This window comes from Rhizobium cerradonense (assembly GCF_030182455.1).
Classification (GTDB): Bacteria; Pseudomonadota; Alphaproteobacteria; order Rhizobiales; family Rhizobiaceae; genus Rhizobium.
On the sequence record NZ_JAQJCK010000007.1, the window covers coordinates 142,464 to 157,647 of the forward strand.

Genomic DNA, 15,184 nt, shown 5'->3' on the forward strand with positions numbered 1-15,184 from the left:
GTCACAAAAGTTCCAGTACTTTTTTCAAACTTATTAAAAAATAGTTAACGCTCAGGTATTATTGACGTTTACGTCAAAGTCAGTATAGCTTTCTTTGTTGCTCTACGTCTTTAGGTGAGGGCAAAAGCGGCAGCGGTGCGAAAAGCGGGAGACTTTTCCACCAAGCAGTGCCACGCTACAAAGCCGCGGCTCGCCGAAGGCGGGGCGTGATGATGCGTCAAGGAGGAAGTACGCATGAATTCAGTTTCCGCTCCTTCGGATAGACCGCTGGTCAAAAAGATTTGGCTCGCATCTTACCCGGATATCGTGCCGGCCGAACTGCCGCCGTTGGAGCATGCATCGCTCGTTGAATTGCTGGAGGAAAGCTGCGCGCGCTATGGCGACAAGCTCGCCTTCACCAGCATGGGCAAATCGATCACCTATCGCGATCTCGATACGCAAACGCGCAAGATCGCCGCATGGCTGCAAAGCCTCGGCCTTCAGAAGGGCGACCGCGTCGCCGTCATGATGCCGAACGTGCTGCAAAACCCGATCACCGTTTATGGCATACTTCGTGCCGGTCTTGTCGTCGTCAATGTCAATCCGCTCTACACGCCGCGCGAGCTGGAACACCAGCTTCGCGATTGCGGCGCCAGGGCGATCTTCGTGCTTGAAAACTTCGCCCATACGGTGGAGCAGGTTCTGGCGCATACGGATGTGCGCCATGTCGTGGTCACCGCACTTGGCGACATGCTCGGCATCAAGGGCCACATCGTCAACTTCATCGTTCGCAAGGTGAAGAAACTCGTACCGGCATGGTCCATTCCCGGCCATCGCAGCTTCAAGGGCGTGCTCTCCGAAGGGGCGCGGCTGCCGTTGAAGCCATCCGAGCTCACCAGAAGCGACATCGCCTTCCTGCAATATACCGGCGGCACGACCGGCGTTGCCAAGGGCGCGATCCTGACGCATTCCAACCTGCTCGCCAACCAGCAGCAATTGCTGCTCTGGCTGCAATCGGCCTATATCAACAAGCCGCGTCCCGAGCAGCTCACCTTCGTCTGCGCCTTGCCGCTCTATCACATCTTCGCGCTCACGGTGAATTCGCTGATGGGCATGTCGCTCGGCGGACATAATGTCCTGATCGCCAATCCGCGCGACATACCCGCCTTCATCAAGGAGCTGGGCAAGTACAAGTTCGACATGTTCCCCGGCCTCAACACACTGTTCAATGCGCTGATGAACAATCCGGAATTTGCCAAGCTCGATCTCTCCAACACAGCGACTCTCGCCGGCGGCATGGCGGTGCAGCGGCCGGTCGCCGAGCGCTGGCAGAAGATGACGGGGGCCTGGATCACCGAGGGCTACGGTCTTTCCGAGACATCGCCGGTCGCAAGCGCCAATCGTTTCGACAGCCCGGAATTCACCGGCACGATCGGCCTGCCGATAACAGGAACCGATTTCGACATTCGCGACGAGAACGGCAAATCGCTGCCGCTCGGTGAGGTCGGCGAGATCTGCATCCGCGGGCCGCAGGTCATGGCGGGCTATTGGAAACAGCCGGCCGAAACCGCGCGCGTGATGACATCGGACGGCTTCTTCCGCAGCGGCGACATGGGCTTCATGAACGAGCACGGCTACACCAAGATCGTCGACCGCAAGAAGGACATGATCCTGGTTTCGGGCTTCAACGTCTATCCGAACGAGATCGAAGAAGTCGCCGCCATGCATCCCGGCATTCTCGAAGCCGCCGCCATTGGCGTGCCGGACGAACATTCGGGCGAAGCCGTCAAGCTTTTCATCGTCAAGAAGGACCAGGCGTTGACCGAGGCCGATGTCAAGGCGCATTGCGTTGCAAACCTCACCAACTACAAGCGGCCACGCTTCATCGAATTCCGCAGCGAACTGCCGAAATCGAATGTCGGCAAAATCTTGCGCAAGGAATTGCGCAACTGACATAATTCGATGTCATTATTCCCTGCCATTCGGGAAGCCGCCCGCCTTCATCCGCGGGCGGCTTTTTTCGCTTTTACCTGCGCGCGAACTTGATTTACCCCTCACAAAGCGAATAGTTTCCGCGACTAACTCAGAGTGCCCCCGCCCTCGCCAGACGGCCAGCGGCGCGAACCGCAAGGAGCCCCTCCATGAACGCCCTCGTCGAACAACTGAAGAGCACCGCAGCGGCCACCAAGGCCACCGATATCCGCGCCGCCTTCGCCGCCGACGCCCAACGTTTCTCCCGCTTCAGCACCTCGCTTGACGACCTGCTGATGGACTATTCCAAGACCGCGGTGAACGACGAGATCTTCGCGCTTCTCGAGAAGCTCGCAACCGAAGGCGGCATCGCAGCCAAGCGCGACGAGATGTTCTCGGGCGTTGCCATCAACTTCACCGAAAACCGCGCCGTTCTGCACACCGCGCTGCGCAATCGCTCCAACACGCCTGTTCTCGTCGACGGCAAGGATGTGATGCCCGACGTCAACGGCGTCTTGGCGGCCATGGGCAAATTTGCCGACGGCATCCGCTCTGGCACGCTAAAGGGCGCGACCGGCAAGGCGATCACTGACGTCATCAATATCGGCATCGGCGGCTCCGACCTCGGTCCGGTCATGGCGACCTTGGCGCTAGCTCCCTTCCATGACGGCCCGCGCGCGCATTTCGTCTCCAACATCGACGGCGCCCATATCGCCGACATCCTGAAGCTCGTTTCGCCGGAAACGACGCTGTTCATCATTGCGTCCAAGACCTTCACCACCATCGAGACGATGACGAACGCCCAGACGGCGCGCAACTTCATCGCCAAGGCGCTTGGCGAAGCAGCCGTTCAGCATCACTTCGCCGCCGTTTCGACCGCGCTCGACAAGGTTGCCGCCTTCGGCATCGACAGCGAGCGCGTCTTCGGCTTCTGGGATTGGGTTGGCGGCCGCTACTCGATCTGGTCAGCCATCGGCCTGCCGCTGATGATCGCCGTCGGTCCGGAGAACTTCGGCAAGTTTCTCGACGGCGCGCATGCGATGGACAACCATTTTCGCAAGGCGCCCTTCAAGGAAAACCTGCCGATGCTGCTTGGCCTCATCGGCTTCTACCATCGCAACGTGCTGGGCTACACCACCCGCGCCATCCTGCCCTATGACCAGCGCCTGTCGCGCTTCCCGGCCTATCTGCAGCAGCTCGACATGGAATCGAACGGCAAGGGGGTCACCATCGACGGCACGCCGGTCGAGGGCAATTCCGGTCCCGTCGTCTGGGGCGAGCCGGGCACCAACGGCCAGCATGCCTTCTACCAGCTCATCCACCAGGGCACGAGCATCATCCCGGCCGAATTCATGATTGCCGCCAATGCCTTCGAACCGGATCTGCGTCACCAGCACCAATTGCTGATGGCGAACTGCGTGGCACAGTCGGAAGCCCTGATGAAGGGCCGCACCTTCGCGGAAGCCAAGGCCCAGCTCACCGCCAAGGGCATGGACGACAAGAAGGCCGATTTCATCGCGCCGCATCGCGTCTTCACCGGCAACCGTCCGTCGATCACCTTTGTCTACGACAAGCTGACGCCTTATGCGCTCGGCCGCCTGATCGCTCTCTATGAACACCGCGTTTTTGTCGAAGGCGTGCTGTTCCGCATCAACTCCTTCGACCAGTGGGGCGTCGAGCTCGGCAAGGAGCTGGCAACCGGCCTGCTGCCGGTCATCGAAGGCAAGGAAAGCGCTGCCGGCCATGATTCGTCGACACAGGGCCTGGTGGCTGCGCTGGCAAGCCGGGCGAAGTAACTCTCTTCGACCAAAAATAAGATGGCCCCGTCTGCTGCGTCAGGCGGGGCTTTTTTGTTGGTGATAGACTTACGCGGCAATCGCGATGGTTATCCCGCCCGCCAGGGGCGGGATAGGACCCCTTACAGCCCAATCTCACTCGCCCAGGGCGGATTTGCCCCTGCCCTGGAAACCGTAACGGCTGCCGCCTTGGCGCCCAAAGCGAGTGCGTCGCGAAGCGCCTTCTCATCCAGCGAAGCGACCTGCGCCTTGGTCAGCAGATCATTCATCTTCAGCGATGCCAGGATGCCTGCGTCGAACGTGTCGCCTGCTCCCACGGTATCGACCACGGTGACGCGTTCGCTCGGGACCGTAACCTTCAACGACTTCGTGTACCCTGTCGCGCCCTCGGCGCCCTTGGTAACGACGATCAGCTTGGCGCCCTGGTTCAGCCAGTGAGCAGCAAGCTCGTCATGGTTTCCGGGGATGCCGAACCATTCCAGGTCCTCGTCCGAGAATTTCAGGATATCGGACATGGCGGCCATGCGGCTGATACGGCCCATATGCGCGGCCTTGTCCTTGATGAAACCGGGCCGGATGTTCGGATCGAGCGAAATGACGCGGCTTTGGTGCTCGCGCTTCATCAGCGCTTCATAGGTCGCGCCGCAAGGGTTGGGGATTAGGCTGATGGCGCCGAAATGCAGGGCTTCGCAGTCGTCCCCCAAGGTCGGGAGATCGGCCTCGGTGATCATGCGGCCGGCGGAACCTTCGTCGTAGAAGGCATAGGTCGCCTGACCATTGACGAGCTTGACGAAAGCGATCGTGCTCGGACGGGGAGCGATGGCGCAATAGCTGTAATCCACCTTGGCCGCCGAGAGCGTCTCGCGCAGGATATCGCCCATCATGTCGTCGGCAATGCCGGTGAAGAAACCGGTCGGCACGCCCAGGCGGCCAAGCGCAATCGCAGTGTTGAAGATCGCACCGCCGGCATAGGGCGCAAAGGCCTTTTCACCCAGCGTCGTATCTCGCGGCAGCATGTCGATCAAAGCTTCGCCACAGCACAATATCATTCCGGCCTCCTCGAGCGCACGTCTGTCGTCTAGTTCCGTAAATCGATTAGATAACTTTGCGGCAAAAGCAAAGCGTCACTTTGTTGCCAGTTCCGATACACCGCCGTTGCGGCCGGACCAGGCGAGTGGAGCGTCGAGAAAAGCTTCAACTTCTTCGAGCGTTTTGTCGTCGAACAGCTTTTGCGCCTTGGCGACGGCAAGCGCGTCACGCCAGGTGGCGATATGGTGAAGCCGAACCTTGCGATTGGCAAACCGCTCCTCGGCTTCCGGGAAAATGCCGTAGTAAAACAGCGCCATGCCGTGGTCGACGATGCCGCCGGCGGCGCGGATGGCGTCGATGAACGTGAACATGCTGCCGCCCGCCGTCGTCAGATCCTCGATGACCAGCACGCGCGCGCCCTCAGGCATATGGCCCTCGATCTGCGCATTGCGGCCATGGCCCTTCGGCTGCTTGCGGACATAGATCATCGGCAGGTCGAGGCGTTCGGCGAGGAAGGCGGCGAAGGGAATGCCCGCTGTTTCACCGCCGGCGACGCAATCGAACTGCTCGAAACCGGCATCGCGCATGACGATGCTGGCGGCGAAATCCATCACGGTGGAGCGGATGCGCGGGTAGGAAATCAGCTTGCGGCAATCGATATAGACCGGACTCGCCATGCCCGAAGCGAGCTTATACGGCTTGTCGGCGCTGAAATGCACCGCCTTGATCTCCCAAAGCATCTTCGCCACCAATTCGGCCATAACGGCGCGATCGGAAAATGTCATCTGGGTGGTCATGCGGGCCTCCTTCGCTATTTAAGACATTCCTGCGGCAATAGCAGCAAGTGGCCGAGGTTTCCAGACGGATCGCGGGTTTTATGCCCCCCTCCCGAGGCTGCTATTTCATCGAGTTCGGTCTCTCCGAAACGGCGCCGATATCGGCGGGCAGCATTGCCTTGAACAGGGCGATCGCCCTATCGCCCTCCTCTTTCCCGATCGAAATCGCGTAGCGCACGGCGGCTGCAACCAGTTGCATGGTCAGTCGAGCGACCCGAGCCAGCTCCGCGGAATCGCGCGCAGGCCAGAGACGATGGAGAACAGCCAGAAAAGCCTGGGAATGCCACTCCATATCCTCGGCATCGATCTCCTGCAGAAGCTTGTCGGCCTGCGTCGCATGCCAGATATCCCGCATCACCGGCTCATCGCGGAACATCGCATAGTAACCGTCGACGATGCTGCCAAGAGCGCCTTGAAGATCGGCGGTGCTTTTCACGCGAGCCAGTTCGCTTTCCACACATTGCCGCCCCTGTTCATTGAAGCGTTCGGCCAAGACGCGGATGATGGCGGTCTTGTCGGGAAAATATTGATAGAGCGAACCGAAGGATACGCCGGCCTTTTCGACGATCTCGCCCATACGCAACGCGTCGCTGCCGTTCTTTTCGATCAGCTCCATGGCAACGGACAATATCCGCTCGACACGCTCGCGGCCGCGCTGCTGGCTGGGGATTCGGCGCGGCGTCCCCGCCTCCTCCTTGCTGCGCCTTCGCTTAACAACCGGTTCCTGCTTCATGTCACGACTCGTCCAACATTCTTGACAGACGATATAAGAGAGTTTATCACATTTCGCAAATGAGAGAATTTATCACATTTCGAGTGGGAAAAGGCCCGATAGGGATTTTCCGATTATGCCCGTGAAACCGCCGCACCCGGCATCTGGAGTGTCCCGTCATGACCTATCCGATCACGAATATCGCTCTCATTACTGCCGCGCTCGGCAGCGGTCTTCTCGCCGGCGTCTACTTTGCCTTCTCGACATTCATTATGCAGGCCTTTGCCCGTCTTACCGTCGATCAGGGCGTCGCCGCCATGCAATCGATCAATACGACGATTGTGCGTTCACCCTTTATCGTACTGTTCCTGTTGACGGCGGCGCTCTCGGTGTTCATAGCGGTCCTGGCCATCGTGTATTGGCGGGGCGGCGTCAGCATCCTGATGATTGCTGGCGCGGCGCTCTACCTCGTCGCCAGCCTTCTTTCGACCATGGTATTCAACGTTCCTTTGAATGACGCTTTGGATAAGCTCGATGGCCGTACGGCGGAAGCAGCTCAGCTATGGAGCACCTATCTCACCGATTGGACGAGATGGAACCATGTGCGCACCGTGGCGTCGCTGCTTGCTTCCTGCGCCTTCGTCCGGGCTCTCTTTTAGCTGACCATCAGGACGCCGTGCGGGAAACGTCCGGCGAGACGGCGTGCAGATAGGCCGTAACCTCGACGCGGTTGCGGCCATTACGCTTGGCGGCATAAAGCGCCTTGTCGGCGGCACTGAGGACGCTGTCGAAGCCCATGCCCTCGGGGGTGCCGAGCGCAATGCCGGCGCTGACCGTGCAGGCGAAAGACTTGCCGTCCACGGTGAACTCGCGGGCCGCAAAAGCATCGCGCACCCGTTCGGCGATCTGCTCGGCCCGGCCCGGCAAGGCATTGTCGAGGACAAGCGCGAATTCTTCGCCGCCAAGACGGGCCACCGTGTCGGAGGCCCGCAGTACGGCCGACAATTCCTTGGCAAAAAGCTTGAGAACTATGTCGCCGGTGGCATGGCCGTACTGATCGTTGACGGACTTGAAGCGATCGATGTCGAAGACGATCACCGCCATGGAAGGGCCGAAAGAGCGGTGGCCATAGAGATCGAACAGAGCCCGCCGGTTGAGCAGGCCGGTCAGCGGATCGGTGATGGCCTGCTGACGATGATGCGCCGCCTGACGCCATTGGTGTAGCGCCAGCGACAGGGCGCCGATGCCGGTCATGCCGGCAATGCAGATGGCAAGGCTGACATCTTCGGCCCAATTGTCCGGCGCATGGCCAAGCACGAGTTTGCCGTCCCAGATCAAGACTCCTGCACACAGCGCGAAGGAAATAGCAGTCAATGTGTAAAGCGCGGTGATGCCGTAGAGCGGCGTCGGCGCCTCCTGACGGCTTAGCCAATATTCGCGCGCCGTCAGCAGGAGGAGCACTGCGACGACGATATTGTCGCCCATGAAAGCGAGGCCATCATAACCGGCGAGCATGGCCGGCACGGAAGCGGCAATACCGGTCAGGCTTCCCAACAGAGCGCGGGCCTTGGAAAACCGGCGCGTGCGGAACTGATATCCCGCCGCCCAGATGACCGAAAAGCCGATGAAAAACAGCACGAAGGTAATAATGGCGAGCGTCGGTCGCGGCTGGTCGACATAAGCACCATAGGTGAAAATCCCGACGACGATTGGTACAAGACCGGCAGAACAGGTCAGCAGGAATGTCTCCGGCCGACGGGAAAACCAGCTTCCACCCAGCGTCACCGCAAGACAGGAGGCGGAAACGCCAAGGGCCAGCAGAAGAGAATTATAATCAAGCTCCATGCTCTTCCTTCGACGGTTTCATTCCACACCGTTAGGGATCGGCATAACGCTACCCCTCAAGGGGTATCAAATTGGTTACGGGATCCGATAAAGATCATGTATTTCAATGAAATATGCCTTTGATATTACGAAAGCAGTTTTCGAACAAAATATTTTCATCGGCGCGCAGAGTTATTTTCTCAGCCCTCGACATCCCAGTGCAAGGGGAACATCGGATCGAAGACGGTAATGGGGCCGGCTCCAGTTTCGATCCTGTCGGGAAAGGCAACCGATTCCGCGCGGCGGATCAGGGTAATGCGATCCTCGTTCGCCGCAAGCCCATACCAGGCGGGACCGTTCAGCGAAGCGAAGGCCTCGAGCTTGTCGAGCGCGCCTTCCTGTTCAAAAACATGCGCCAGGCAGCTCATGGTGTTGAGCGATGTATAGATGCCGGCGCAGCCACAGGCACATTCCTTCAGCGGATCGACATGTGGGGCGGAATCGGTGCCGAGGAAGAATTTAGCGTCGCCGCTCGTCGCGGCCGCACGCAGCGCCAGGCGGTGGCTTTCGCGCTTGGCGACCGGCAGGCAGTAATAATGCGGCCTGATACCGCCGACGAGGATGGCGTTGCGGTTGATGATCAGGTGATGCGTGGTGATCGAGCCGGCGAGATTGGTCTTTGCCGACTTGATGTAGTCGATGCCATCAGATGTCGTCACATGCTCCATGGTGACTTTCAGTTCCGGCAGGCGCTGACGCAAGGGATCGAGCACGGTTTCGATGAAAACCGTCTCGCGGTCGAAAATATCCACATCCGGCGACGTCACCTCGCCATGCACGCAGAGCGGCAGGCCGATCTTGGCCATGCGCTCCAGCACCGGCATGGCCTTTTCCATATTCCGCACGCCACCATGGGAGTTGGTCGTCGCACCGGCGGGATAAAGTTTGACGGCGGTAATGAGGCCGCTTTTCTTGCCTTCCTCGACATCGTCGGGATCGGTGTGCTCGGTGAGATAAAGCGTCATCAGCGGCTGGAAGCGGTCGCCTGCCGGCAATGCCTTCAGAATGCGCTCACGATAGGCAGCCGCATCCGCCGTGGTGACAACCGGCGGCACCAGGTTCGGCATGATGATGGCGCGGGCGAAATGCCTCGAGGTATCGCCGATCACGCCTTCCAGCACGGCGCCATCCCGCAGATGCAGATGCCAATCGTCAGGGCGGCGGATGATGAGCTTTTGCATGGCGCGAACCTCTGAATGGTCTCAGTTTGTCGCGCTTTCGATAGCACCATAAGCCACCGCAAAACAATCAGCGATGACGTGTAAATGACAGCGGAGTTCAGCCCTGCACGATATCGATGGTAAAATCGGCCGGACGGCGGTTCTCGAGGATTAGCCGGCCGTTCGGCAGGTCGTTGCCGTAGACCTTGGCACCGGCGGCCTCGTCGTCGAGGTCATAGCCCCTCCAACGCGCCCAGAGCCGTTGCTCCAAGACCTCGATCGGCGGCGCCAGCATGATCGAATAATCGAACATACCTTCCAGCTCCGCCCATTTGCCCTGGCTGAAGAGCAGGTAGTTACCCTCGATGACGATGAAACGGTGATCGGGGGAGACGATGCGGGCCGACGCGATGGCGATCTCGCGCGAGCGATCAAAGACCGGCACCAGCACCTCCTGATCGGCCGCGCGCACCGCCTTGACGATATCGAGAAAGGCGCGGACGTCGAAGCTTTCGGGCACGCCCTTGCGCTTCAGCAGACCCTTTTCGATCAGGACGGCATTGTCCATGTGGAAGCCGTCCATCGGCAGGACCTCGGCGCTCTCACCCTTGGCTTTGAGTGCCTTGGCCACATTGTCCGCCAGCGTCGATTTGCCAGCGCCGGGCGGGCCGGCAATCGCGACGAGAAACCGTTTTGCGCCAGCGGCGCGCCCGATGATCTCGTCGGCGATTCCCTCAAGCACGGAACTCATGCGGCGACTGTCTCTGCCGGCGGCGCCTTGGCGCCAGTCATGAAGGCAACGGCATCCGACATGGAATATTCCTTGGGATTGATCACGGTCAGACGACGCCCGAGGCGATGGATATGGATGCGATCCGCCACCTCGAAGACATGCGGCATATTGTGCGAGATCAACACGATCGGCAAGCCGCGGGCACGCACGTCGAGAATGAGCTCCAGCACCTTGCGGCTTTCCTTGACGCCAAGGGCGGCCGTCGGCTCGTCCATGATGACGACCTTGGAACCGAAGGCAGCGGCGCGTGCCACTGCCACACCCTGGCGCTGGCCGCCCGAGAGCGTTTCCACCGCCTGGTTGATGTTCTGGATCGTCATCAGGCCGAGCTCGGTGAGCTTGTCGCGGGCGCGCTTTTCCATCGCCGGCCGGTCCAGCATGCGGAACCAGGAGCCAAGGATACCGGGCTTCCGGATCTCGCGGCCGAGGAACATATTGTCCGCGATCGAGAGCGCCGGCGACAGCGCCAGGTTCTGGTACACCGTCTCGATGCCGGCCTCGCGCGCTTCCATCGGCGATCTGAAGTGGACGGGTTTCCCCTCCAGCCTGATCTCGCCTTCATCGGGCGTGGTCGCGCCGGAAATCGCCTTGATCAGCGAGGATTTGCCGGCGCCGTTATCGCCGATGACGGCAAGGATTTCGCCGGGATAGAGGTCGAAATCGGCATTGTCGAGGGCGGTCACGCGTCCATAACGCTTGATGAGGCCGCGGGCTGTGAGAAGAGGTTCGCCAGTCGTGGTCATGCCGACACCTTTCTGATCCATTGATCGATCGCGACGGCGCCGATGATCAGCACGCCAGTCAGAAGAACCTTCCACTGCGGGTCGGCTCCGAGCATGTTGAGGCCCATGGACACCACGCCGACGATCATCGCGCCGAACAGCGTGCCGAGGATCGAACCGCGACCACCGAAGAGCGAGATGCCGCCAATCACGGTCGCGGTAATCGCCTGAAGATTGAAATCCGTCACGGCCGAGGATGGCGAGATCGAACCGTTGCGGCCGATCGAGACCCAGGCAGCAAACGCCGCGATCAGTCCCGAAACACCGTAAACGGCGAGCAGCACCTTCTTGGTCTGGATACCGGACAATTTTGCCGCTTCCGGATCGTCGCCGACAGCATAGACATGTCGGCCCCAAGCCGTGTGATTGAGCACATACCATAGGCCGACTACGAGCAGCACCATGGCGATGACGCCGAGCGTCAGCACCGCGCCGCCAAGGCGGAAGCTGATGGCGAAGAAATGCAGGAGCGGCGCCTGTTCGTCGACATCGGTGTCGCGAATGGTCTCATTGGCGGAATAGATGAAATTCGTCGCCATGACGATGTTCCAGGTGCCGAGCGTCACGATGAACGGCGGCAGCTTCATGGTGGCGACGAGGAAACCGTTGAGCAACCCACAGACGCCGCCCGCGAGCATGCCGGCAAGAACGGCAATCGGCGTCGGCATGCCATAGGTTATGGCGCAGTTGCCCATGATGACAGCGGAAATGACCATGATCACGCCGATCGACAGATCGATGCCGGCGGTCAGGATGACCAGCGTCTGCGCCGCGCCGAGAATACCGACGATAGCGATCTGCTGCAGGACGAGAGTCAGCGTGTAGGCGGAGAAGAAGCGCCCGCCGATGGCAATGCCGAAGACGATGATTGCCACCACCAATACGATCAATGGCACCGCGGCCGGCGTCGAATGCAAGAAATGCTGTGTGCGTTTGAGAAGTGTGACATCCTGGTGCTCGAACGAGGCAACGTTCTTGTCGCTGCCGTCGAGAACACGCTCGAATTCCTGTGCTCCGGTCATTGTTTTCCTCCGCAACCGCGCCGAACTACGCGGAAACCGCCGGGTGTTGAAACCGGCCGAAGCTCAAGCCCGGCCGGCGTTGGTATGACGAAGGCATAGCCCCAATCCGAAGAGCCGCATCAGTGGATGTGAAAACGGCCTTCGGACAGGATCATGCCAAACCCAGGACGAGGCTTAGCCCCAGCACTTCGCGGTGCCTTCCTTGGTGTCGATGGATTTCAGGCCGGTAACCGGCTTGTCCGTCACCAGCGAAACGCCGGTGTCGAAGAAGGACTTGCCTGGGGTCGGCTTCGGCTTCTCGCCGGTGTCGGCGAACTTCTTGATCGCTTCGACGCCAAGAGCGGCCATCATCAGCGGATACTGCTGCGAAGTCGCACCGATCACGCCATCCTTGACCGACTTGACGCCCGGGCAACCGCCGTCAACCGAGACGATCAGGACCTGCTTCTCCAGGCCAACGGCCTTCAGCGCCTGATAGGCACCGATAGCGGCCGGCTCGTTGATCGTGTGGATGACGTTGATGCTGGAATCCTTCTGCAGAAGGTTTTCCATGGCCTTGCGGCCGCCTTCTTCGTTGCCGTTGGTGACGTCATGACCGACGATACGCGGATCATTCTCGTCGCCGATCTTGTTCGGGTCCTTCGGGTCGATGCCGAAGCCGATCATGAAGCCCTGGTCGCGCAGGACGTCGACGGTCGGCTGCGACGGCGTCAGGTCGAGGAAGCCGATCTTGGCGTCCTTGGCCTTAGCGCCGAGGGTCTTGTTGGCCCACTCGCCAATCAGCTTGCCGGCGAGAAGATTGTCGGTGGCGAAAGTCGCGTCGGCAGCGTCAGCCGGATCCAGCGGCGTGTCGAGCGCGATGACCAGGAGGCCCGCGTCACGCGCCTTCTTGACCGTCGGTACGATGCCCTTGGTATCGGAAGCGGCGATCAGAATGCCCTTGGCGCCTTCGGCGATGCAGCTTTCGACCGCAGCGACCTGGCTTTCGCTGTCACCGTCGATCTTGCCGGCATAGGACTTCAGCGTCACGCCGAGTTCCTTGGCCTTGGCGGTAGCACCTTCCTTCATCTTAACGAAGAAGGGGTTCGTGTCCGTCTTGGTGATGAGGCAGGCGGAAACGTTGGCAGCGTTGGCCGGCGCGGCAAAGACGACACCGATCGCCAGAGCGGCGAATGCTGCGGAAACAACTGATTTCTTCATTCAATCCTCCCAAAATTTGAATAGACCGGAACTTTTCCGGTTGCCCCGGCTCGCTCGGAGTCCGGATAAAGACGCACCATGCCTGCTTAGATTTCTTCCAGATTGGCCGCCTCCAAGGCCATGGCACGTCCTCCAACGCCCACATCTGAACCTAAAGATTTCGTCCTGTCAATAAATAAATCGGATTGAATTATTAATTGGATGTGGCATGTTGCTGAAAAATGCGGCATGGCCATGATGGAAGGAGCGGGCCAATGTCTCCCCTGCAAGACCCGGCGGATACACCGACATCACCCTCGATTCTCGACCCCAGCGGGGGCGCGAACCAGGTGCGCGTGCGCGCGCATAACGAACGGCTGGTGTTGTCGCTGGTGCGCCGTCACGGCGCGCTGTCGAAGGCGGAGATTGCGCGGCGCAGCGGGCTGTCGGCGCAGACGGTCTCCGTCATTATGCGGGCGCTGGAGAAAGACGGGCTGCTGTCGCGCGGTGATCCCGTGCGCGGGCGCGTGGGGCAACCTTCCATTCCGATGCGGCTCAATCCGGATGCAGTGCTCTCCTTCGGCGTCAAGATCGGCAGGCGCAGCGCCGATCTCGTGCTGATGGATTTCGTCGGCCACATACGAATGCAGCTTCACCAGATCTACCCTTACCCACTGCCGCAGGACATTATGTCCTTCGTCACGTCAGGCATTGCGGAACTTGAAGCGCGCCTCAGCAGCGAGGAGCGTCGCCGGCTTGCCGGAGTCGGCATCGCTGCCCCCTTCGAACTCTGGAACTGGGCGGAAGAAGTCGGTGCACCCGATGGAGCGATGGAGGCCTGGCGCGGGTTCGACCTGCAGGCGGAGGTCGCCGCCCGCGTGCCCTATCTCGTCTATCTGCAGAACGACGCCACCAGCGCCTGCGGCGCCGAACTCGTCTTCGGCGTCGGCCCGCGCTATCCGGATTTCGTCTATCTTTTCATCGGTTCCTTCCTCGGCGGCGGCATCGTTCTGAACTCCTCGATTTTCGTGGGGCGGACCGGAACGGCGGGTGCGCTCGGCCCCCTGCCTGTGCGAGGGCGCAATGGCGAAACTCGGCAGTTGCTCGACATCGCCTCGATCTTCGTGCTCGAAAACCTGCTGAGGGATCGCGGCTTCGATCCGAGGCCGCTCTGGTATTCGGCGGACAACTGGATCGACTTCGGCGAGCCGCTGGAAACCTGGATCCAGGACACCGCCAAGGCGCTGGCGCAGGCGATCGTCGCCGCCGCATCCATTATCGATTTCAGCGCTGCCATCATCGACGGCGGCTTTCCCGACTGGGTGCGCGAACGGGTCGTGCGCGCCACCATCAAAGCGGCCTCGGACCTCGACCTGCAAGGCGTCGTCATGCCGGAAATTATCGAAGGCGCAGTGGGGCCGCAGGCGCGTGCCATCGGCGGCGCCAGCCTGCCGATTTTCGCGCGCTATCTCATCGACCAAAACATACTTTTCAAGGAGATAGACCATGTTGAAGGGCATTGACCCACTATTGAGCCCCGACCTCCTGGCGACGCTGCGCGCCATGGGACACGGCGATGAAATCGCCCTCGTCGACGGCAATTATCCGGGTCTCGAACATGCCCGCCGCCTGATCCGCCTCGATGGCCACGACGTCGTCCGGGTGCTCGATGCCGTGCTGAGCGTGCTGCCGATCGACGATTTCGTACCGCAGGCGATTTTCCGCGCGACGGTCAAGCAGGACCGCGATGCCCTCGATCCCGTGCATGTGGAAATGGTCGACGTTTGCGCGCGGCATGTTCCCGACATCAAGGTGGTGCCGCTGCTGCCGGCTGAATTCTACGAGCGGGTGAAGCAGGCGCATGCGCTGGTGCAGACCAGCGAGCCGCGGCTTTATGGAAATATCATTCTGCGCAAGGGTGTGATCTATCCCCGCTAAACTCGGCTATAGTCATGATTCCCAAAATGGAAACTACTCTTGTTTCCATTTTGGGAACACTCTATAGATGAACAATGCGAGTCATTGCCAAATCCGCACTGAT

The 15,184-nt window shown here is 60.4% G+C and carries 14 protein-coding genes; 5 read left to right on the forward strand and 9 right to left on the reverse strand.

All coding sequences use genetic code 11. The features are described 5' to 3' along the window. The first annotated feature begins 234 nt into the window (after positions 1–234). Together PH547_RS17415 and pgi are read left to right on the forward strand one after the other, a co-directional pair. A complete protein-coding gene (locus PH547_RS17415; protein WP_104821904.1) occupies positions 235–1,932 on the forward strand; it encodes a long-chain fatty acid--CoA ligase in 1,698 nt (565 codons plus the stop codon). Between the two features lie 188 nt (positions 1,933–2,120). Beyond that, positions 2,121–3,746 carry a glucose-6-phosphate isomerase gene (pgi, locus tag PH547_RS17420; RefSeq protein WP_104821903.1) on the forward strand — a complete coding sequence of 542 codons (1,626 nt, stop codon included), beginning with the start codon at positions 2,121–2,123 and terminating at the stop codon, positions 3,744–3,746. Positions 3,747–3,868: 122 nt separating this feature from the next. Here the strand turns inward: pgi and PH547_RS17425 are convergent, their stop codons facing one another. The 3 genes from PH547_RS17425 to PH547_RS17435 form a co-directional block, all read right to left on the reverse strand. Then, positions 3,869–4,795: a carbohydrate kinase family protein gene (locus tag PH547_RS17425; RefSeq protein ID WP_104821902.1), complete on the reverse strand. Its 927-nt coding sequence runs from the start codon at positions 4,793–4,795 to the stop codon at positions 3,869–3,871. 75 nt (positions 4,796–4,870) lie between these two features. After that, entirely contained in the window at positions 4,871–5,572 is a 702-nt protein-coding gene (locus PH547_RS17430; protein WP_104821901.1) for an orotate phosphoribosyltransferase, read from the reverse strand. Positions 5,573–5,672: 100 nt separating this feature from the next. Then, positions 5,673–6,344 carry a TetR/AcrR family transcriptional regulator gene (locus PH547_RS17435; protein WP_104821900.1) on the reverse strand — a complete coding sequence of 224 codons (672 nt, stop codon included), beginning with the start codon at positions 6,342–6,344 and terminating at the stop codon, positions 5,673–5,675. 158 nt (positions 6,345–6,502) lie between these two features. On the opposite strand from PH547_RS17435, the gene PH547_RS17440 reads away from it, so the two are divergent. Beyond that, complete coding sequence (locus tag PH547_RS17440; RefSeq protein ID WP_104821899.1) at positions 6,503–6,982, forward strand: anthrone oxygenase family protein; 480 nt, start codon at positions 6,503–6,505, stop codon at positions 6,980–6,982. 7 nt (positions 6,983–6,989) lie between these two features. Here the strand turns inward: PH547_RS17440 and PH547_RS17445 are convergent, their stop codons facing one another. The 6 genes from PH547_RS17445 to PH547_RS17470 all read right to left on the reverse strand — a co-directional run bounded on the left by PH547_RS17445 (position 6,990) and on the right by PH547_RS17470 (position 13,164). Further along, the gene (locus PH547_RS17445) at positions 6,990–8,168 is read right to left on the reverse strand and encodes a GGDEF domain-containing protein (protein ID WP_285168951.1); all 1,179 of its coding nucleotides are present in this window, start codon (positions 8,166–8,168) and stop codon (positions 6,990–6,992) included. A 179-nt stretch (positions 8,169–8,347) separates the two neighbouring features. Beyond that, complete coding sequence (pyrC, locus tag PH547_RS17450; RefSeq protein ID WP_285168952.1) at positions 8,348–9,388, reverse strand: dihydroorotase; 1,041 nt, start codon at positions 9,386–9,388, stop codon at positions 8,348–8,350. Positions 9,389–9,485: 97 nt separating this feature from the next. Continuing rightward, a complete protein-coding gene (locus tag PH547_RS17455) occupies positions 9,486–10,118 on the reverse strand; it encodes a nucleoside triphosphate hydrolase (protein ID WP_285168953.1) in 633 nt (210 codons plus the stop codon). Then, positions 10,115–10,924, reverse strand: coding sequence for an ATP-binding cassette domain-containing protein (locus PH547_RS17460; RefSeq protein ID WP_199773513.1), 810 nt, complete (start codon positions 10,922–10,924; stop codon positions 10,115–10,117). Before PH547_RS17460 ends, PH547_RS17455 begins: the two co-directional genes overlap by 4 nt. Next, positions 10,900–11,964, reverse strand: coding sequence for an ABC transporter permease (locus tag PH547_RS17465; RefSeq protein ID WP_283048955.1), 1,065 nt, complete (start codon positions 11,962–11,964; stop codon positions 10,900–10,902). The genes PH547_RS17460 and PH547_RS17465 overlap by 25 nt, the downstream gene beginning before the upstream one ends. Positions 11,965–12,138: 174 nt before the next feature. Continuing rightward, complete coding sequence (locus PH547_RS17470; protein ID WP_104821894.1) at positions 12,139–13,164, reverse strand: sugar ABC transporter substrate-binding protein; 1,026 nt, start codon at positions 13,162–13,164, stop codon at positions 12,139–12,141. Between the two features lie 254 nt (positions 13,165–13,418). Here PH547_RS17470 and PH547_RS17475 point away from each other — a divergent pair, with 254 nt between their 5' ends. Together PH547_RS17475 and PH547_RS17480 are read left to right on the forward strand one after the other, a co-directional pair. After that, entirely contained in the window at positions 13,419–14,666 is a 1,248-nt protein-coding gene (locus PH547_RS17475) for an ROK family transcriptional regulator (protein WP_104821893.1), read from the forward strand. Beyond that, entirely contained in the window at positions 14,650–15,081 is a 432-nt protein-coding gene (locus PH547_RS17480; RefSeq protein WP_104821892.1) for an RbsD/FucU family protein, read from the forward strand. The genes PH547_RS17475 and PH547_RS17480 overlap by 17 nt, the downstream gene beginning before the upstream one ends. Positions 15,082–15,184 lie beyond the last annotated feature (103 nt).